This window comes from Paracoccus sp. M683 (genome assembly GCF_007096355.1).
Lineage (GTDB): Bacteria > Pseudomonadota > Alphaproteobacteria > Rhodobacterales > Rhodobacteraceae > Paracoccus.
Genome location: NZ_VKDF01000004.1, coordinates 468472 through 488451 on the forward strand (window position 1 = coordinate 468472; position 19980 = coordinate 488451).

Sequence of the window (19980 nt, forward strand, 5' to 3'; positions counted from 1 at the left end):
AGCGGCGGCAGCGGGGGCGTTCGCCGCCCCCGCACCCCCTGCGGGATATTTGTGCCCGGATGATAGAGCCGTCAGGCCGGCGCCGCGTCATCCAACCGCAGCCGCAGTCGTTCGCGGCCCCCCCATGTGCTCAGCTCCAGCCGGCCGGCAAGGTGAAAGCGGCGGCCTTTGGCGCCCAGCAGCGCGGGGCCAAGCGCGGTATTCATCGCGCCCCAGGCCACGGCCTGCATCGGGGTGATGCCGGGGCTGCGGAAATCCAGCCGCAGGTGGTTGTCGCCCATGGATGCGGCGCTGTCGATCAGCATGTCGGCAAAGGCAAAGCGTGGCGCCGGGGCGGCCTGCCCGAAGGGACCGGCATCCTCTAGCTGACGGAACATCTCGATAGTGGCGCCCGAAGGCTCGATCAGGCCGGAAATGCGCAGATCGTGGATGCTGGTGCGCGCGTCAAGATCGCGGGCCAGCAGCTCGGCCAGCCGAGCCATGGCGGGTTCGACGGCATCGGCGGCCACGGTCAGTCCGGCGGCCATGGCATGCCCGCCGCCTTTCAGCAACAGGCCCTCGCGCGCAAGGCGTTGGACGGCGTGGCCAAGGTCAACGCCGGGAACGCTGCGGGCGCTGCCCTTGCCGATGCCATGCTCGATGCCGATTACCACCGAGGGCAGGCCCGTCGCTTCTTTCACCCGTGCCGCCACGATGCCAACGACGCCGGGATGCCAGCCGTCGCCTGCCGCCCAGGACAGGCCGGTGGCGCCGCGCGCCTCGACCTGGGCCAGCGCCTCGTCTCGCACGGCGGCTTCGATCGCCCGGCGGTCGCGGTTCAACTCGTCCAGTTCGGCGGCCAGGCGGGTCGCCTCGGCAGGCTCGCGGCTGATCAGGCAGCGCAGGCCCAGATCGGCACGACCGACACGACCGCCGGCATTGATGCGCGGACCCAGCAGGAAACCCAGATGGAAGGCGTTGGGCGCACCGTCCAGCCGCGCCGCGTCAGACAGGGCGACGATGCCGGGGCGTTCGCGCCGGGCCATCACGGCAAGGCCGGTGCGGACAAAGGCGCGGTTCACGCCGATCAGCGGTGCAACATCGGCAACCGTGGCCAATGCCACCAGATCGGTCAGCCCCATCAGCGGCGGTTCAGACTGCCCCTGGCCACGCAGCGCGCGTCCAGCCTGCACCAATGTCAGAAAGACCACGCCAGCGGCGCAAAGATGGCCAAGGGCGCCATCCTCGTCGGCACGGTTGGGGTTCACCACGGCCAGCGCCGGTGGCAGCGTTTCGCCCCCCTGGTGGTGATCCAGGACGATCACATCGGCCCGATCTTCCGCAGCCGCCAGGGCCTCATGCGACAGCGTGCCGCAATCCACACAGACAATCAGGTCATGGCCTTCTGCCAACATCCCGATGGCCTGAGGATTGGGGCCATAGCCCTCGTCAATGCGATCCGGCACATAGATCGTCGGATCAGGTTTCCCAAGCGCGCGGAGCCACCAGACCAGCAGCGCCGCCGATGCCCCGCCATCCACGTCATAATCGGCAAAGACCGCAATCCGCTGCCCGGCCATGGCCGCCATCACCAGCCGTTCCGCCGCCACCTGCATGTCACGCAGGGATAGCGGGTCGGGCATCAGGTCGCGCAGCTTGGGCGTCAGAAAACCGCCGACATCGGCTGCCTCGACCCCGCGTTCGGCCAGAACGCGCGCCACCGGCAGGGGCAGCCTCGCGGCCTGTGCCAATCCCTCGGCCAGCCGCTCGGCCGCGGCGCCGGGACCGGCCCAGCGTCGGCCGGTCAGTGAATGCTCAACCCCGAGAAATGCCGCCATGCCCTATCAGCCGTGTCCAAATATCCTGGGGGAGTCCCGCAGGGACGGGGGCAAAGCCCCCATCGCCCTACCGGATCGGGTTGCGATAGATCATCCGCCGCACCGAACCCGTCTTTGAGCGCATCAGGATCGTCTCGGTTTGCAGGTAATGCGGTTCGCGCTTGACCCCGGCGACGATCGAACCGTTGGTGACGCCGGTTGCGGCAAAGATCACATCGGCGGTGACCATCTCGTCGCGCGTATAGACGCGGTTCAGGTCGGTGATACCGGCCTTGCGGGCACGGCCGCGTTCGTCGTCATTGCGAAACAGAAGCCGGCCCCACATCTGCCCGCCCATGCATTTCAGCGCGCTGGCGGCCAGCACGCCCTCGGGGGCACCACCCGAACCCATATACATGTCGATACCGGTCAGTTCGGCCTCGGCGGTATGGATCACACCGGCCACGTCGCCATCGGTGATCAGGCGAATCGCCGCGCCGGTCTCGCGCACCTCGGCGATCATCTCTTCGTGGCGGGGGCGCTCCAGGATGCAGACGGTGATATCGCTGCCCTTGACGCCGCGCGCGCGGGCCAGCGCCTGCACCCGTTCGGCAGGGGACATGTCCAGGCTGACGACATCCTTTGCATAGCCCGGCCCGATCGCCAGCTTGTCCATGTAGACATCCGGCGCATGCAGCAATGTGCCACGCGGGGCCATGGCGATCACTGTCAGGGCGTTCGGCATGTCCTTGGCGGTCAGGGTCGTACCTTCCAGCGGGTCCAGCGCGATATCGACCTCGGGGCCGCTGCCCGAGCCGACCTCTTCGCCGATATACAGCATTGGCGCCTCGTCCCGCTCGCCCTCGCCGATGACGACCACGCCCTTGATGTCCAGCATGTTCAGCTGTTCGCGCATGGCGTTGACGGCGGCCTGGTCGGCGGCCTTTTCGTCACCTCGGCCGATCAGCCGGGCCGAGGCATGGGCGGCGGCCTCGGACACACGGGCCAGGCCCAAAGACAGCATGCGGTCGTTGAAATCCTTGCGGGCGGTCATCATCTATCCTTTTGGATTTGGGTTGCCTGACTTCTAGGGAAGGGATCAGGCGGCTTCAAGCTCCAGTGCCAGGGCATGAATGCGGGGCACGATATCGCCAAGCGTGGCATGAACCAGCCGATGACGCTGCAACCGGGTCAGGCCGGCAAAGGCCGGGCTGGTCATGCGGATGCGGAAGTGGCTTTGCCCGCCATCCCGGTAGCCGGCATGACCGCGGTGGCTTTCGCTTTCGTCGATGACCTCCAGCGCAAGCGGGGCCAGTTCGGCCAGCCGTTCCGTCATTTCATCCGCGATCAGTCGCTGTTCGGCCATATCGCCCCCTTTCATGTCCCGCGAAAAACCCTAAACTGCCTTTCCCGAGTCGCATAGGTGCAGAAGCATGACCAAGAACGACCCGTTCGATTTCGATATCTCGGCCGCGAAAGACAAAAAGCGCCGGGCCAAGGGCCGTCGCGGCATGTCCGGCGCCTTCGAGACCTCGACCCGCATTTGCGATAAAGAGGGCTGCGAAGAGGCCGGCAAATACCGCGCGCCCAAAAGCCCGCGAAACCTTGAGGACTATTACTGGTTCTGCAAGGATCACGTCCGGGAATACAATTTGAACTGGAATTATTTCCAGGGCCAGTCCGAGGCCGAGTTCCAGGAGTTTCTGGACAATGCGACGGTCTGGGAACGCCCCACCAAGCCCTTTGGCAAGGCCGCCGAGGAACTGAAATGGGCGCGACATGGCGTCAGCGACCCGATGGAGATCCTGGGCGCCAACGGCACCAGCCCCGAGGCCCGCGCCAAGGCCAGCCGCAAGCTGCCCCCGACCGAGCGCAAGGCGCTGGAGATTCTGGAAGCCAAGGACAATTGGTCCAGGACGGAAATCAGGAAGCAATACAAATCCTTGGTCAAGGTTCTGCATCCTGACATGAATGGCGGCGATCGGTCCGATGAGGACCGTCTGGCCGAGGTCGTCTGGGCCTGGGATCAGGTCAAGGACAGCCGCCATTTCAAGGAATAAGCGCGCCGACTGACGCAGGTTTTGCGGCACGTGATGCCTTTGCGCGCAATCGCAGCCTGACCATTTCTCGCATCAGTCCGCAGATGAAAACAGCCGCCGGATCGTCCGGCGGCTGTTTGTGTTTCGACAGGAAGCGGTTGGCTATTTCTCGGGCACCAGCCCGCGCGGGGCAAAGCGCAACACCAGCAGCAGGACCGCACCCATGGCGATAAAGCGCATATGGGCGGCGCTGCTCATCAGGTGGCTTTTCAACCCTCCATCGGGCAGGGGGCTGGTCAGCAGGCTCATCAGTTGCGGACCCCAGGCCTCGGCCTTGATCCACAGGAACCAGATCAGCACGGCGCCCAGCACCGCACCCCAGTTATTGCCGGACCCGCCAACGATCACCATCACCCAGATCAGGAAGGTATAGCGCAGCGGGTTATAGCCCGTCGGCGCCATCAGCCCGTCCAGCGTGATCATCATCGCGCCGGCGATCCCGATAACGGCGGAACCGATGACAAAGACCTGCAAATGCCGGTTGGTGACGTTCTTGCCCATCGCCTCGGCTGCGGTTTCATTGTCGCGGATCGCGCGCATCATCCGGCCCCAGGGCGATTTCAGTGCCAGTTCGGCCAGCAGGATCAGCACCAGCAGCACGACGAGGAACAGCGACATATAGGACAGCTTGACCCAGATCCCCGAGGCTTCGGCCACGGGAAAGCCCCAATTCGCAGCCGCCTGCTGAAATTCGGGGTTCTGTTGCAGCTGGATCTCATATCCGACGGGGCGCGGGATCGAGGTGATGTTCTTGACCCCGCGTGCCAGCCACTCCTCGTTCTTCAGCACGGCGACGATGATTTCGCCGATGCCAAGCGTGGCGATGGCCAGATAGTCCGAACGCAGCCCAAGCGCGACCTTGCCCACGCCCCAGGCCGCAGCGGCCGCGAACAGCCCGCCTACCGGCCAGGACAGCAGCACCGGCCAGCCCAGCCCGCCAAGGTTGCCGTAACGCGCCGATTGGTTCGCCTCGATCGCCGTGACCGCCGGGTCGAACAGCTCGCGATACAGGACAAAGCCCGCGATCAGCACGGCCAGCACGACCAGCCCGCGCAGCCAGCTTTTGGCCAGTTTGCGCCACAGCACGACGGCCAGCGCCAGCGTGCCCAGCCCCGAGGCCAATGCGACCAGCACACGCGGCCCCCCAGCGGCCCAGCCCCCCTCGACCGGGGGCAGCGAGACCAGAACCGGCGCCAGCCCACCCAGTGCCAGGAAGCCCACGACACCGACGTTGAACAGGCCCGCATAGCCCCATTGCATATTCACCCCAAGCGCGGTGATGGCCGAGATCAGCCCCATGTTCAGGATCGCCAGGGCGGTGTTCCAGCTGCCCGAGAACAGGGCGCTGCGCCAGCTGCCCTCCAGGATGATCAGCAGGGCGAGGATGGCGAACAGGATCGGTGCGCGCCAGGGGCTGCTGGCCCCGGCTTGACGATTGGTTGACATCGCTTGCCCCCCTTACACAGATTTGCCGCTGAACAGCCCGGTGGGCTTGAACAGCAGGACGATGATCAGGATCACGAAGCTGACGGCGAATTTATACTCGGTCGACAGCAGTTGCAGCAGCCCGTCAGGCTGCCAGCCGGGGAACAGATAGCCCGCGACCTTGACCCAAGGATAGGTCACCGCGACCTCGGAAAAGGCAACGACGAACCCCCCGGCAATGGCGCCAAGCGGGTTGCCCAGGCCCCCCACGATGGCGGCGGCGAAGATCGGCAGCAGGATCTGGAAATAGTTGAAGGCCTTGAACGACTTGTCCAGCCCGTAAAGAGTGCCGGCAATGGTCATCAGCGCGGCGGCGATGATCCAGGTCAGGCGCACCACCCGTTCCGGGTCGATGCCCGACAACAGCGCCAGATCCTCGTTATCGGAATAGGCGCGCATGGCCTTGCCCGATTTGGTGCGGTTCAGAAACCGGAACAGCGCCCAGACAACCAGAACCGCGACCACAAGCGTCAGCGCCTGCGTGGTCTTCAGCGCCAGCCCCTCGGTCAGGCCTGACCATTCGCGGAAACTGCGCACTTCGATAACGAAACGCGCGCCATCGGCAAAGCGGATCTCGTTCACGCCGATACCGGGCAGCATCCGCGTCAGGCCGTTCATCACGAACATGACCCCGACCGAGGCCATCACCAGGATGATCGGCGCGGCGCGGCGGGCGCGGTAAAAGCGATAGACGATACGATCGGTGCCCAGGACCACCGCCGCCGTCACCGCGATCCCCACTGGCAGCGCCAGCAGAGCCGTGGGCAGCGGGCCGGCGGTGATGCCCAGCCCCTGCAAGCCCCATGTCGCCAGAATGGTCGCGGCGGTGCCGAAAGCCATGGTGTCGCCATGGGCGAAGTTCGAAAACCGCAGGATCCCATAGATCAGCGTCACCCCAAGCGCGCCAAGCGCCAATTGTGCGCCATAGGCCGCAGCCGGGATGAAAACAAAGTTGAGAAAGGCCACAAGGGCGTTCAGAATATCCATTATTTGGCTTCCTCGCAGCGGCCCAGATAGGTCATCGACATGATCGGGTCGGCGATATGAGTGGTATAGCGCGCGGTTCCGTCCGGGGCGAGCGTCAGCAGTCGCGCGCCGGTCGCACTTTCGATATTGAACAGGCGGATCAGCCCGTTCTGATCCATGCCGGCCATCGGCAGGCTTTCGGCGCTGTCCTCCAACCGACCGCCGACAGTGGCGATGCCGGCGTCGATGCTGCTGGTCAGCAGAACCAGGCTGGTCTCATAAGCCGAACCCGCGCATTCGTTGTCCAGGCATTCGGTCTGGAATTTGCAATTCCAGCTGGCCTCTTGTGCCAAAGCGACAAGCGGCATCAATGTCAGAATGGCGGCACCGACCGATAACCGACGCGCAGCAAAGGTTTTGCGTGCGTTACTCATTCGCTGCTCCGTTGGCAAAGGGGATGCTGGCGGGGTCAACCGGCGTGAACGTGCAGCGGCCTTCCCTCGATATAGCCTTATAGCCGCCATAGATGATCGTGTGGTCTGTCGCCGCGAATTCACCTTGGGCGCGAACCGAGAACATGTCGGCAAAGCAGCAGTTGATCACGGGCTTGTCGGTGGTTTGAACGACTGGGCTTTCGGGGCTGGTTACAAAGGTAACTGTCCAGTCGTCGTCCCGTTGTAATTGTGTTCCGTATCTATAAAAGCCCTCGGCAGATTCCCATCGTACGGTTCGTGTCCGCCGATCCCAGTCCAGACTGAAGCTGCCGAGCGTGGCAAACTGATCGGTCGAGCGTTCTTCCTTGCATTCCATGTGCCAGCCGGCGGCGCTATCGAATGGAACGGGCATGGAATTGTCCTGCGCCGGCGCAACAGCAGGCAGCAGCGGAAGGGCCAGGGGCAGCAGGGTCATGCGGATCACCTCAGCCCCCCAGGAAGGTGCGCCGCACCTCGTCATTGGCCATCAATTCCTTGCCGGTTCCGGTATGGGCATTGGCACCCTGCACCAGAACATAGGCCTTGTCGGCGATGTTCATCGCCTGTTGCGCATTCTGTTCCACCATCAGCACCGGCAGCCCACCGCGCGCGATGGCAATGATGCGGTCAAACAGCTCGTCCATGACGATGGGCGACACGCCTGCCGTTGGCTCGTCCAGCATCAGCACGCTTGGGCGGGTCATCAGCGCGCGGCCGACGGCGACCTGCTGGCGCTGGCCGCCTGACAATTCGCCGGCCGCCTGCTTGCGCTTTTCGGCGACGGCCGGGAACAGGTCATAGACCTGTTCCATCGTCTGTCGGATGTCGTCATCGCGGATGAAGGCGCCCATTTCCAGATTTTCCTCGACCGTCATCGAGGGGAAGATGTTGTTCACCTGCGGCACGAAACCCATGCCGGCCTTGACCCGGTCCTGAGGGTTCAGCGCGGTGATGTCCTGCCCGTTCAGACAGACCCGGCCCTTACGCAGGTCCAGCATGCCAAAGACGGCCTTCATCGCGGTGGATTTGCCTGCGCCATTGGGGCCGACGATCACAGCGATTTCGCCCTGCTCGACGGCGATGGTGCAATCATGCAGGATATCGGGACCACGGCCATAGCCGCCGGTCATGTTCTCGCCGATCAGGAACGGGGTGCCGCTGCCTGCGGCGCCGGTAGGGCCGGATTTGCGGGTGCCGTCAATGCTGCCGCCGGGGCGGGGATTGACGATCGAGGCGTCGCGGTTGCCGCGATTGCCGAATGGCTGATCTGCATCGCTCATGCGCCGATCATCTCCTTGTTCTTCAGGCCGGTGCCCAGATAGGCCTCGATCACGGCCTCGTTCTGCATGATGTCAGCGGCGCTGCCCTTGGCCAGAACCTTGCCCTCGGCCATGACGATGACCGGGTCACAGATCTTGCCGATGAAATCCATGTCATGCTCGATCACGCAGAAGGTATAGCCGCGTTCCTTGTTCAGCCGGATGATTGCATCCGCGATGGTCCCCAGAAGCGTGCGGTTCACGCCGGCGCCGACTTCGTCCAGAAAAACGATCTTGGCGTCGACCATCATCGTGCGGCCCAGTTCCAGAAGCTTTTTCTGCCCGCCTGACAGGTTGCCGGCCTTTTCATGGGTCAGATGGCGGATGGTCAGGAAATCCAGCACCTCATCGGCCTTCTTGCGCAGCGCGGCTTCTTCCTGTTCGATCCGGCCTCGGCGGAACCAGGTGTTGATGATGGTCTCACCGGTCTGGCCACCGGGCACCATCATCAGGTTCTCGCGCACTGTCATCGAGGCAAATTCATGCGCCAGCTGAAAGGTGCGCAGCAGCCCCTTGTGGAACAGCTGATGCGGCGGCAGGCCCGAGATATCCTCGTCGCCCATGAAAACGCGACCGGATGTCGGTTTAAGAACGCCAGCGATCACATTGAAAAGCGTTGATTTCCCGGCGCCATTTGGTCCGATAAGCCCGGTGATCGAGCCTTGCTCGATCGACAGGCTGGCCCCGTCCACGGCGCGGAAACCGCCGAAATGCTTGTGCAGATCCTCGACCCGGATCATTCGTGATTTCCCCCTGTCATCCCGCGCGGTGTTCCCCGCGTCGGGTCGCCCGCGACGCGCGCCGGCCCCTTATTATAAGGCAGGCCCGGCGCAAAAGCACCGGGCCCGTTATCTGTCCTGGCCAGACTTAGTGGTAAGCCACCACGTTCAGTTCGCCATTCGGGAAATCGACCTCGCGATAGACGCCGGCGCTTTCGCCCGGTCCGATCAGCTCGACTGCGGTGGCGCCGACATAGTCGATATCGGTGCCTGCGGCCAGCAGTTCCAGACCTTTGGCAAGCTCGCCCGGCATGATCTTTTCGCCCGGCTCATTGGCCACTTCCAGAACCTTGTCCTTATAGACGGCAGGGTCCGAGGACTTGGCAGCCTCCATCGCCAGCAGGATCAGCGCGGCGGCGTCATAGGCTTCGGCCGAGAAGGCCGAGGTTCCGTCAAAGCCGGCAGCCTGGGCGGCGGCGACATAGGCGTCGCGGCCCTCGCCCTCGGCGGCCGGGTTCTGGCCGAACGAGGTCGCCAGTTCGGCGCCGAAATTGTCGACCAGCGCCTGGCTGACCATGCCGTCGGGGAAAACGAAGGTCTCGAACGCGCCCGTGTCCAGCGCCGCGCGGGTGATGCCCGAGCCGCCCTGATCGACATAGCCCGCCACAACCAGCGCATCGCCGCCCGCTGCGGCCAGGGCCGCAACCTCGGCCGAATAGTCGGCCTTGCCGTCGTCATGGGCGGCGTTCACCGTCACCGTGCCGCCGGTGGCCGCAAAGGCTGCGGCAAAGCTGTCTGCCAGCCCCTTGCCATAGTCGTTATTGGTATAGGTCACGGCGACGTTGTTGATGCCGCGGCTTTGAATGATCTGTGCCATCACTTCGCCCTGACGCGCATCCGAAGGCGAGGTGCGGAAGAACAGCCCCTGATCCTCGATCGTGGACAGCGCCGGCGAGGTCGCCGAGGGCGAGATCATCACGATGCCATTCGGCACGGCGACCTTTTCCAGCGAGGCGATGGTTTCGCCCGAGCACATGCCGCCGACGACGCCCTTGATGCCCTCGGCCACAACACGCTCCAGCGCGGAAACGGCAGCGGCGGCATCGGTGCAGGTCGAGTCGGATTGCACGACGCTGACGGTCGATCCATCCAGCAGCTTGCCGGAATCAGTCACTTCCTTCGCGGCCAGTTCGGCACCGCCCAGCATGGCCGGGGCCAGCGATTCCAGCGCGCCGGTAAAGCCAAGCGATGCACCCAGCTTGATGTCCTCGGCGGCGGCAATGCCGGTCGTCAGCGCCATGGCGGCGCTGGCAAGAAGAAGTTTTTTCATACGTTTGTCTCCCAGTTGGAACAATGTCCTGCGCCGCAGGTTAAAAGGGCCGGCTTCAAAAGAAAAGCATCATATGGTCAGCCAGATGCTGCCATTTCGGGCAATTTGAAGCAGATTTCGGCGGAATGCCGGGTGCTTAGCGCCAGCCCAGCCTGTCGCGGCTGCGAAACGGCAGGATCAGCAGGCCAAAGGCCAGCCAGCCAAGCACAAAGCCGATGCCGGCAGCGGCCAGGCCCGCGACGGTGACCGGCACGGCGGGGCTGAAATCGCCCCAGGTCGCAGCCAGCGTCTGCGGATCGCGCAGCCGGTGGGGCAGCAGCATCCGTTCCAGCGGGCTGGCCAGCCGCAGCATCGTCAGATCGGCGGCCGCATGGTCCAGCCGGGCAAAGGTCTGGGCGATATCTGCCTGATGCAGATCGCGAAATTCGGTTCCGCCCAGATCGGCCAGCGCCTCCGTCCGGGTCAAGCCGGCCTCGGCTGCACTGGCGTCGAAATCGGCCGCGATTCGGGTCAGCGCATCGACCTGACCGCCAAGACGCTGGACATATTGGTCGGAAAAGGCGGGGAACTGCGACAGGCAGACGGCGCAGGCAAGCGCCGCCACCAGCCGCAGCAGCCCGATCACGGCAGGGCCGCCGCCAGAACCGGGCGATAGATCTCGTCCAGCCGGGCCACCGCATCCTTGGGCGAGATTTCCAGGTTTTCACCCGTGCGGCGGTTGGTCAATTCGACCTTGTTGTTGGCCAGCCCGCGCGGCCCCACCGTAATCCGCCAGGGCAGGCCGATCAGATCCATGGTGGCGAATTTCGCCCCGGCGCGTTCGTCGCGATCGTCATAAAGCGGATCGAGACCATGCGCCTTCAACTCGGCATAAAGCGCCTCGCAGGCGCTGTCGGTCGAGGCATCGCCCTGTTTCAGGTTCACGATGCCGACATGGAAGGGGGTCACGCCCTCGGGCCAGATGATGCCCTTGTCATCATGGCTGGCCTCGATGATCGCGCCCAGCAGGCGGCTGACGCCGATGCCGTGCGATCCCATGTGGACCGGCACGCGCGCGCCATCGGGACCGACGACCGTGGCACCCATCGGTTCGGAATATTTGGTGCCGAAATAGAAGATCTGGCCGACCTCGATCCCACGCGCCGTCCGGCGGCGTTCTTCGGGGATCCGGTCGAACAGGGCCTGATCATGGGTCTCGTCGGTGCGGGCATAGCGGCTGGTAAACTCCTCCAGCACGGCCTGGCACTGTTCGACATTGTCATAGTCGATCTGGCGGTCGCCAAAGGTCAGGTCGGTGATCTGGCTGTCATAGAAGACCTCGGATTCGCCGGTATCGGCCAGCACCAGGAATTCATGCGTGTAATCGCCCCCGATCGGCCCGCCGTCGGCGCGCATCGGAATGGCCTGCAATCCCATGCGCTCATAGCTGCGCAGATAGCTGACCAGATGCCGGTTATAGGCATGAAGCGCGTCTTCCTTGGTCAGGTCGAAGTTATAGCCGTCCTTCATCAGGAACTCGCGCCCCCTCATCACGCCAAAGCGCGGGCGGATCTCGTCGCGGAACTTCCACTGGATATGATACAGCGTCAGCGGCAGGTCCTTGTAGCTGTTCACATGGGACCGGAAGATGTCGGTGATCATCTCTTCATTCGTGGGACCATACAGCAGGTCGCGCTTGTGGCGATCCTTGATCCGCAGCATTTCCTCGCCGTAATCGTCATAGCGGCCGGATTCGCGCCACAGATCGGCGGGTTGCAGCGTCGGCATCAACAGCGGGATATGGCCGGCGCGCTGCTGTTCCTCATGCACGATCTGTTCAATCCGGCGCAGCACCTTGTAGCCCAGAGGCAGCCAGGAATAGATCCCCGCCGCCTGCTGCTTGATCATGCCCGCGCGCAACATCAGCCGATGGCTGACGATCTGGGCCTCTTTGGGGTCCTCTTTCAGGACGGGCAGGAAATAGCGCGACAGACGCATGGGACACACCGTGTTGGGGTTTCGCTTTGGGTTGGACTTCTGGGCCAAGCAGGTGGCTGATGCAAGGGCGATGGGTGTGCGGGCTTGCGGGGTGGGGTGGCGCAGGCACTATGATCAATGGATCGAGAGGCTTGCGCATGGCACGGAAAACACCGCAAAAGGACATGTCGGATCGGCCGGGATGCGCGAGATAACCGCGCGCCGATGGACCGATCACTTCTTGCCGAGCCGATGGACAACGGACCTGTCGAGTTGCCGTTGATTGCTTGATTGGTTGTCATTTCATCGGCGCCGAGGCCGCGGACGTCTTGGCGCCTGCCTTTGCCCCCTGACCAAACCCTTGCATCCCCCCGCCCAACCGGCCACATAGCCTGAAAGCCAAAAGGGGCCACTCATGCGCATTCCGGTTCAGAAACAGGCGACCTGGTGGGGCATTGCCGCTGCCATTCTGCTGTTGACGATGTGGCTTCTGGGTTCGGCCGTGTTGCCCTTTATCCTGGGTGCGGGTGTCGCCTATCTGCTGGATCCCGTCGCCGATCGGCTGGAACGCATGGGTCTGTCACGCACCATGTCGGTGGTGGTGATTACCGCCTTCGCCGTGCTGATCTTTGTCATCGCCATGCTGCTGGTCGTGCCGGTGCTGGTGCGCCAGGCAAGCCAGCTGGTCGACACGGCCCCGCAGATGCTGGAGGGCTTGCAGAATTTCCTGACCGCACAATTCCCCAACCTGATCCCCGAAGGCAGCACCATCGCCTCGACCCTGTCGCAGCTTGGCTCGGCCATTGGCGAACGGGCGGGGGAGCTGCTCAGCACGGTGCTGGGCTCAGTCGCGGGGGTGTTCAGCGTGGTGGCGCTGCTGGTCATCGTGCCGGTGGTGGCCTTCTATCTGTTGCTGGATTGGGATCGCATGGTGGCGCAGATCGACACGCTGCTGCCGCGTGAACATGCGCCCACGATCCGGCAGCTGGCGCATGAGATCGACATCGCCCTGTCGGGTTTCGTGCGCGGGCAGGGGCTGGTGATGCTGATCCTGGGCACCTGGTATTCCTTCGCGCTGATGCTTGCCGGGCTGCCTTTCGGCTTTTTCATCGGCATCATGGCGGCGGCGCTGTCCTTCATCCCTTATGTCGGCACGCTGCTGGGTGGCGGCACGGCGATCGGGGTGGCGCTGTTCAGCTTCTGGGGGGATCCGCTGTGGATCGGCGTGGTCATCGCCATCTTCGTCATTGGCCAGGTGGTCGAGGGCAATTATCTGCAACCCAAGATCGTCGGTGGCAGCATCGGGCTGCATCCTGTCTGGCTGCTTCTGGCTTTGTCGGTCTTTGGCGCGCTGTTCGGCTTTGTCGGGCTGGTGGCCGCGGTGCCGCTGGCCGCAGCACTTGGGGTGATCGTGCGCTTCCTGATCCAGCGCTATCGCGAAAGCAGTCTTTATACCGGGCAGGGCACGCGCCCCGAACCGGCCGAGCCCTTGCGGGTCGAACTGGTGCCGCGCGGCACCGCCGAGGCCGAACGCCAGGCACCGGCCATCGCCCATGCCATTGCCGCCGAGGGTCCGGGCGGGGACAGCGCCTAGGCCGTGCCCCGTCAGCTGACACTCGATCTGGCCGGCGATCCGGCCCATTCGCGCGCCGATTTCCTGGTGGCAGAGGCCAACCGGCTGGCGCTGGCAACGCTGGATACGCCCGAAAGCTGGCCTCAGGGGCGGATGCTGCTGATCGGCGAGGCCGGGGCGGGAAAGACGCATCTGGCCTCGTTCTGGGCGGCGGAACATGGCGCGCAGCGGGTCGCGGCGATGGCGCTGCACCCCGAGGATGCCGATGCGCTGGCCCCCGAAGGCGGTGCGCTGGTGGTCGAGGATGCGCATCGCGCCGGCGGGGTAGGCCCGGCCGAACAGGCGCTGTTTCACCTGTGGAACATCTGCCATGCCCGGCGCTGCCTGCTGCTGCTGACGGCGCGCTGTGCGCCGCGTGACTGGGGGGTGGTCCTGCCCGACCTGCGCAGTCGCATGGATGCCATGCCCCAGACCCGCATCGCCACCCCGGACGAGACCCTGCTGGCCGCCGTGCTGGTCAAGCTGTTCGCCGATCGTCAGCTGGTGGTGTCCGCCGGACTGATCGACTGGCTGGTCCTGCGCATGGACCGCGATCTGGGCCTTGCCCGCCGGCTGGTCGCCGCGCTGGATCAGGCGGCGATGGCTGACAAGAAGCCGGTGACGCGCAGGCTGGCCCAGGACCTGCTGGACAAGCTGATGTCGCCCGGCGCATGATCCGGCCGTTCCTTTCCATCGACATGACATGACCCAGGCTGATTTTCTTCGTAATCCGTTCCCGATTGCCAGCGATGTGCCCGGCGGCACGCCCGAAGGCCCGGCCCGTTTCTTCAACCGCGAGCTGTCCTGGCTCAGCTTCAACTGGCGGGTGCTGGACGAGGCGCGCAATGACCGGGTTCCGCTGCTGGAACGTCTGCGCTTTCTGTCGATCAGCGCCACCAACCTGGACGAGTTCTATACCGTCCGCGTCGCCGGGCTGCGCGAACTGGTGCGCGAGGGGAACGCCATCCCCTCGGATGACGGCCTCAGCCCGGCTGAACAGCTGACACTGATCAATGCCGATGCGCGCCGGCTGATGGGCGCGCAGCAATCGGTCTGGAACCGCCTGCGCCGCGAGATGGCCGAGGCCGGCATCACCATCCTCGAACGCGAGGATGTAACCGCGGATGAGGCGCGTTTTCTGGAAGGCTATTTTCAGGACAGCGTGTTTCCGGTTCTGTCGCCCCTTGCCATCGACCCGGCGCATCCCTTTCCCTTCATCCCCAATGCCGGCTTCTCGCTGGCGCTGGAACTGGTCCGCGACCGCGACGGGCGGCGGATGCAGGCGCTGCTGCCCATTCCGGCGCAGCTGGCGCGATTCATCCGCATGCCTGGCACGGAACGGTTCCTGCGGCTGGAAGACCTGCTGTTGATGAACCTGACCAGCCTTTTCCCCGGCTATCGCGACAATGGCCATTGCGCCTTTCGCGTGCTGCGCGACAGCGACCTTGAGGTCGAGGAAGAGGCCGAGGATCTGGTGCGTGAATTTGAAACCGCGCTGAAACGCCGCCGCCGGGGCAGCGTGGTGCGGCTGAAGATCACCGCAGGCGCGCCCGAGGCGATGCGCCACCTGATCATGGAGGAACTGGGCGTCAGCCTTGACGAGATGGTCGAGGTCAAGGGCCTGCTGGGCATGGCCGATCTGCGCGAACTGGTGCTGGATGACCGGCGCGAATTGCTGTGGCCATCCTTTACCTCGCGCGTGCCGGAAAGGGTGCAGGATCATGATGGCGACCTGTTCGCGGCGATCCGGCAGAAAGACATGCTGCTGCATCACCCCTATGAAACCTTCGACATGGTCATCCGCTTTCTGGCGCAGGCGGCGCGTGACCCCGATGTGCTGGCGATCAAGCAGACGCTGTATCGCACCAGCCGCGACAGCCCCATCGTCGATGCGCTGTGCGAGGCGGCGGAATCGGGCAAATCCGTCACCGCGCTGGTCGAATTGAAGGCGCGTTTCGACGAGGCCGCCAATATCCGCCAATCGCGCCGGCTGGAACGGTCGGGCGCGCATGTCGTCTATGGTTTCGTGAACTACAAGACCCATGCCAAGATCAGCAGCGTGGTCCGGCGCGAGGGCGACAAGCTGGTTACCTATACCCATTTCGGCACCGGCAACTACCACCCGATCACGGCGCGCATCTATACCGATCTGTCGCTGTTTACCTGCGACCGGGCGCTTGGGCGCGATGCGACCAAGGTGTTCAACTATCTGTCGGGCTATGTGAACCCCGAAGGGCTGGAAAACCTGTCGATCAGCCCCGTCGATCTGAAGCAGGATCTGCTGACGATGATCGCGCGCGAGGCCGATCTGGCACGGCGTGGCCGGCCTGCCGCGATCTGGGCCAAGATGAACTCGCTGACCGAGAAGGAAGTGATCGAGGCGCTTTATGCCGCCAGCCAGGCCGGGGTGAAGATCAGCCTTGTGATCCGTGGCATCTGCGGCGTCCGGCCCGGCATCAAGGGCCTGTCCGAAAATATCCGGGTGAAATCCATCGTCGGGCGCTATCTGGAACATTCGCGCATCGTCTGTTTCGGAAACGGCCACGGGCTGCCTTCGGACAGGGCGCGGGTGTTCTTTTCCTCGGCCGACTGGATGGGTCGCAACCTGTCCTTCCGGGTGGAAACGCTGGTCGAATGCCATAACGAGACGGTCAAGGCGCAGATCGTCAGCCAGATCATGTCGGCCAATATGGCCGATGAGGCGCAAAGCTGGATCCTGCAACCCGATGGGCGCTATGTCCGCTATCTGCCGGCGGGGCGCGATGATCTGTTCAACTGTCATCGTTTCTTCATGGCCAATCCCTCATTGTCGGGGCGTGGCACAGCGGGCTATCGCGACGTGCCGGCGCTGACCCATTCGGCGGATTGACCAAAACCGCCTGACAGGCGATGAACGCAGCGTGAAATGCGGCGCGATCAGCCGCCACGCCCAAGGAGGACACCCCATGAACGGAGTGCTGACGGCCACTGGCAAGACGATCGAGCCCTGGGGCGAATCGCTGTTCACGGATGATTCGGCCCGCGCGCTAAGCCGGGTGGGCGTGGTTGATGTCGGCTCGAACTCGATCCGTCTGGTCGTGTTCGAGGGTGCGGCCCGCAGCCCGGCCTATTTCTATAACGAAAAGGTCATGGCGGGGCTGGGGCAGGATATGGCTGCGACCGGTCGGCTGAACCCGCAAGGCGTCGAGCGCGGTTTCGAGGCGTTGAAGCGTTTCGCCGCGCTGGCCGATGGGATGGGCGTCAAGCCGCTGACCTGTGTGGCCACCGCCGCCGTCCGCGACGCCGAGGACGGCCCCGCCTTCCAGCAGCGGGTCGAGGACGAACTGGGTCTGAAACTGTGGGTGATCGACGGCCAGGAAGAGGCGCGGCTGTCGGCGCAGGGCGTGCTGCTGGGCTGGCCCGATGCCAGCGGGCTGGTCTGCGACATCGGCGGCAACTCGATGGAACTGGCCGTGCTGAAGGATGGCAAGGTCGGCAAGCGCGCGACCTCGCAGCTTGGCCCTTTCCGGCTGCAACAGGTCAAGGGCGGCAAGGACGGGCTGCGCGACTATATCAAGACGGTGATGGATGAACTGGCGGCAGAGGTCGGCACCGATCATGATCGCATCTATCTGGTGGGCGGGTCCTGGCGTGCCATCGCCCGGCTGGACATGGAACGCACTGGCTATCCGATGACGGTGCTGCATGAATACCGCATGGACCCCGAAACCGTGAATGACACGGTCGACTGGATCGGGAACAACACCACCGACCATCTGCGCAAGCTGGTCGGCATCGGCTCGGCCCGGATGGAGCTGGTGCCGTTGGCCTCGCAGGTGCTGCGCGAACTGGTTGCGACCTTCAAACCGAAGGAACTGGCCGTCAGCAGCTATGGCATCCGCGAGGGGCTGCTGTATGAACACATGTCCAAGGCCCTGCGCCGCCGCGACCCGCTGATCGAGGGCGCGCGGTTCAGCGAACGCCAGATGGCACGGATGCCCGGTTTCGGCAAAAAGCTGTACAAGTTCCTGCAACCGCTGTTTGACGGCGTGCCCAAGGACCGCGAACGCCTGATCCGCGCGGCCTGCATGCTGCATGACACGACCTGGCGCACCCATCCCGATTACCGCGCCGAGGCCTGTTTCGACAATGTCACCCGCGCCAATATGGCCGCACTCAGCCATCCTGAACGGATCTTTCTGGGCCTATCGCTGCTGCACCGATACAAGAACAGCCGCGAAGGTTCGCCCATGGCGCCGCTGTTCGCGTTGCTTGATGAACGCGCGACCCAGGATGCCGAGATCCTGGGCAAGGCCATGCGCTTTGGGGCGATGTTCTCGGTCAAGGATCCCAACAGCGCGGGCACGCTGACCCTGCTGCCCCAAAAGAACGCGCTGGAGCTGAAGCTGACGCGTGTTGGACAGGCGCTGTTTGGCGAGGTCGCGCGGTCGCGTTTTGAATCGCTGTGCAAGGCGATGGGGGTCCAGCCGGTGGTGGTCAGCTAGGCCCGGTTCCGGCCAACCGTCGGCCATGCCACTATGCCCCGGATGCCAGTATGCTGCGGCGATCTTTCGTTGCCATAATGAAGGATGGGTCTGATGACATCGACGACGCTCAGGTTGAACATGCCGCAATGGCAGGGTGGTAACGAACCGGCCTATCGCTTTGGTGCCGATCTGCTGCGCTGGCTGGCGCCTGCCCATGACGGGCCGGAAGAAACGGTGGCTGCGCCCGAACGTGACGGGCAGGCCCCGAACATGGATCGCGGCATCAAATGGCGGGCCGATCTGCTGTCGCAGGCCAGGGCGGCGCGGGCTGCCATTGAACGCCATGACCCTGACCGGGTGGTGACGCTTGGCGGGGATTGCCTTGTCGATCTGGCCCCGATCGCCTGGCTCAGCCGGAAATATGGCGACAAGCTGGGCGTCTTGTGGCTGGATGCCCATCCCGACGTGATGAGCGCGGCCGAGTTTTCCCACGCCCATGCCCATGTGCTTGCCATGCTGCTTGGCCGTGGGGATGAGGCGTTTACGGCCGAGGTGCCGGCCAAGCTGTCTGCCCCCCGCGTGATGATCGCGGGGATGCAGGGTTGGAATGATGCCGAAGGCCCGATCCTTGAAGAACTGGGCATCCGGCACATCCCTGCCGCCGATCTTGCCGATACCAGCCAGCCGGTTCTGGACTGGATCGCGCAGGAAGGGATCACCCATCTTGCCGTGCATTTCGATCTTGATGTGCTGGATCCGGCGCATTTTTCGCCGCTGCTGTTCAACAGGCCCGATCTGCCGCAAGGTGCGTTTGACGGGATCGAACGCGGCCGGATGCGACTGGATCAGGTGGTCCGCCTGCTGAAGGATGCAGGTGGCGCGACCGATCTGGTCGGACTTGCCATCACCGAGCATCTGCCCTGGGACATGTTGCGGCTGAAGACGGCGCTTGCCGAACTGCCGATCATGAGGTCCTGACATCTGCGGCGCGCGCCTTTGTCCGATAGCGTGCCCCCCAACGTGCCAGAATCATTGCCGGAATGCGCCCGCTGGCTTAGCTTGATCATTGGCACAGCCAGTTTCTCGCGTCGCCCTTTTGACAATCGCCTTGCGTAAACGATGCATCAGCGTCCGCGGCACCACGCCCGGCTGAACAGGAGATTTGCAATGAGCGGTCAGAACCTGTCCACCCTGTCCAAGACAGCCCCAAATCCCTGGCTGAACCGGCACAGCGACAACTCGACCACAGAATATACCTGCCACACGGCCGCGATGCATTGGGGCTATATGGATCTGGGCCTGACCGAGGCCGAAGCCAATGCCAAGGTCGACCGCTTTGTCCGGGCGACCTGTCCGGGCTGCATCAATAACGGGGCGTTTCATTTCTCGCTGCCGGCGATGCGCTATGGCCCGATCTTTTGTCAGGGGGCCCAAAGGATTACCCGCAACGATCTGGTCAATCTGCATCCGGGCGATGTGCTGATCACCGGGCATTACACCGTGCCGAACCATTCGATGATCGTGCGCCAGGTCAGGCGTGCCGATCATGTGACGGTGCGCGGCTTCAACAATTTTGGCACATTGGGGACCGGGCAATTGCTGCGCTATGACCCGACATCGCACAATATCACCAAGGATAAATACTGGAATGCCAACGACATGTTCGGCATCAATGCGCCCGGCGTGCCGCTGTTGGTGGTGCCCTATGCGACCTATTCGCAGGCCCTGCGAATGAGCCTGAACATGCGCTATTGATGTC

The 19980-nt window shown here is 64.0% G+C and carries 19 protein-coding genes; 7 read left to right on the plus strand and 12 right to left on the minus strand.

From position 1 onward, the window contains the following. Positions 1-71: 71 nt before the first annotated feature. The 3 genes from recJ to FNJ84_RS09060 form a co-directional block, all read right to left on the minus strand. Complete coding sequence (gene recJ, locus FNJ84_RS09050) at positions 72-1817, minus strand: single-stranded-DNA-specific exonuclease RecJ (protein WP_143792778.1); 1746 nt, start codon at positions 1815-1817, stop codon at positions 72-74. A 67-nt stretch (positions 1818-1884) separates the two neighbouring features. Then, a complete protein-coding gene (glpX, locus tag FNJ84_RS09055) occupies positions 1885-2850 on the minus strand; it encodes a class II fructose-bisphosphatase (RefSeq protein WP_143792779.1) in 966 nt (321 codons plus the stop codon). A 45-nt stretch (positions 2851-2895) separates the two neighbouring features. Then, positions 2896-3162, minus strand: coding sequence for a BolA family transcriptional regulator (locus tag FNJ84_RS09060; RefSeq protein WP_185968468.1), 267 nt, complete (start codon positions 3160-3162; stop codon positions 2896-2898). 67 nt (positions 3163-3229) lie between these two features. Here FNJ84_RS09060 and FNJ84_RS09065 point away from each other — a divergent pair, with 67 nt between their 5' ends. Beyond that, the gene (locus tag FNJ84_RS09065; protein WP_143792780.1) at positions 3230-3856 is read left to right on the plus strand and encodes a J domain-containing protein; all 627 of its coding nucleotides are present in this window, start codon (positions 3230-3232) and stop codon (positions 3854-3856) included. A gap of 141 nt (positions 3857-3997) precedes the next feature. Here FNJ84_RS09065 and FNJ84_RS09070 read toward each other — a convergent pair whose 3' ends face one another. From FNJ84_RS09070 to proS, 9 genes are all read right to left on the minus strand, one after another. After that, positions 3998-5341: a branched-chain amino acid ABC transporter permease gene (locus FNJ84_RS09070; protein ID WP_143792781.1), complete on the minus strand. Its 1344-nt coding sequence runs from the start codon at positions 5339-5341 to the stop codon at positions 3998-4000. 12 nt (positions 5342-5353) lie between these two features. Next, positions 5354-6367, minus strand: a complete 1014-nt coding sequence (locus FNJ84_RS09075; protein WP_143792782.1) for a branched-chain amino acid ABC transporter permease — start codon at positions 6365-6367, stop codon at positions 5354-5356. Further along, entirely contained in the window at positions 6367-6780 is a 414-nt protein-coding gene (locus FNJ84_RS09080; RefSeq protein ID WP_143792783.1) for a hypothetical protein, read from the minus strand. Before FNJ84_RS09080 ends, FNJ84_RS09075 begins: the two co-directional genes overlap by 1 nt. After that, positions 6773-7255: a hypothetical protein gene (locus tag FNJ84_RS09085; RefSeq protein ID WP_143792784.1), complete on the minus strand. Its 483-nt coding sequence runs from the start codon at positions 7253-7255 to the stop codon at positions 6773-6775. Before FNJ84_RS09085 ends, FNJ84_RS09080 begins: the two co-directional genes overlap by 8 nt. A 10-nt stretch (positions 7256-7265) precedes the next feature. After that, on the minus strand, positions 7266-8099 hold the full coding sequence (locus FNJ84_RS09090) for an ABC transporter ATP-binding protein (protein ID WP_143792785.1): 834 nt from the start codon (positions 8097-8099) through the stop codon (positions 7266-7268). Beyond that, positions 8096-8878: an ABC transporter ATP-binding protein gene (locus FNJ84_RS09095; protein ID WP_143792786.1), complete on the minus strand. Its 783-nt coding sequence runs from the start codon at positions 8876-8878 to the stop codon at positions 8096-8098. Before FNJ84_RS09095 ends, FNJ84_RS09090 begins: the two co-directional genes overlap by 4 nt. 127 nt (positions 8879-9005) lie before the next feature. Next, positions 9006-10187 carry an ABC transporter substrate-binding protein gene (locus tag FNJ84_RS09100; protein WP_143792787.1) on the minus strand — a complete coding sequence of 394 codons (1182 nt, stop codon included), beginning with the start codon at positions 10185-10187 and terminating at the stop codon, positions 9006-9008. A 136-nt stretch (positions 10188-10323) separates the two neighbouring features. Next, positions 10324-10812, minus strand: coding sequence for a DUF2937 family protein (locus FNJ84_RS09105; protein ID WP_143792788.1), 489 nt, complete (start codon positions 10810-10812; stop codon positions 10324-10326). Continuing rightward, complete coding sequence (gene proS, locus FNJ84_RS09110) at positions 10809-12164, minus strand: proline--tRNA ligase (RefSeq protein ID WP_143792789.1); 1356 nt, start codon at positions 12162-12164, stop codon at positions 10809-10811. Before proS ends, FNJ84_RS09105 begins: the two co-directional genes overlap by 4 nt. Before the next feature lie 394 nt (positions 12165-12558). Here proS and FNJ84_RS09115 point away from each other — a divergent pair, with 394 nt between their 5' ends. The 6 genes from FNJ84_RS09115 to FNJ84_RS09140 all read left to right on the plus strand — a co-directional run bounded on the left by FNJ84_RS09115 (position 12559) and on the right by FNJ84_RS09140 (position 19976). Beyond that, a complete protein-coding gene (locus FNJ84_RS09115) occupies positions 12559-13737 on the plus strand; it encodes an AI-2E family transporter (protein ID WP_143792790.1) in 1179 nt (392 codons plus the stop codon). Positions 13738-13740: 3 nt separating this feature from the next. Beyond that, positions 13741-14430, plus strand: coding sequence for a chromosomal replication initiator DnaA (locus FNJ84_RS09120; protein WP_143792791.1), 690 nt, complete (start codon positions 13741-13743; stop codon positions 14428-14430). Between the two features lie 28 nt (positions 14431-14458). Continuing rightward, on the plus strand, positions 14459-16624 hold the full coding sequence (locus FNJ84_RS09125; RefSeq protein WP_143792792.1) for an RNA degradosome polyphosphate kinase: 2166 nt from the start codon (positions 14459-14461) through the stop codon (positions 16622-16624). 76 nt (positions 16625-16700) lie between these two features. Further along, on the plus strand, positions 16701-18239 hold the full coding sequence (locus tag FNJ84_RS09130; RefSeq protein WP_143792793.1) for a Ppx/GppA family phosphatase: 1539 nt from the start codon (positions 16701-16703) through the stop codon (positions 18237-18239). Positions 18240-18332: 93 nt separating this feature from the next. Continuing rightward, a complete protein-coding gene (locus FNJ84_RS09135; RefSeq protein WP_185968469.1) occupies positions 18333-19199 on the plus strand; it encodes an arginase family protein in 867 nt (288 codons plus the stop codon). Positions 19200-19388: 189 nt separating this feature from the next. After that, positions 19389-19976: a hypothetical protein gene (locus FNJ84_RS09140; RefSeq protein ID WP_143792794.1), complete on the plus strand. Its 588-nt coding sequence runs from the start codon at positions 19389-19391 to the stop codon at positions 19974-19976. Positions 19977-19980: the final 4 nt, after the last annotated feature.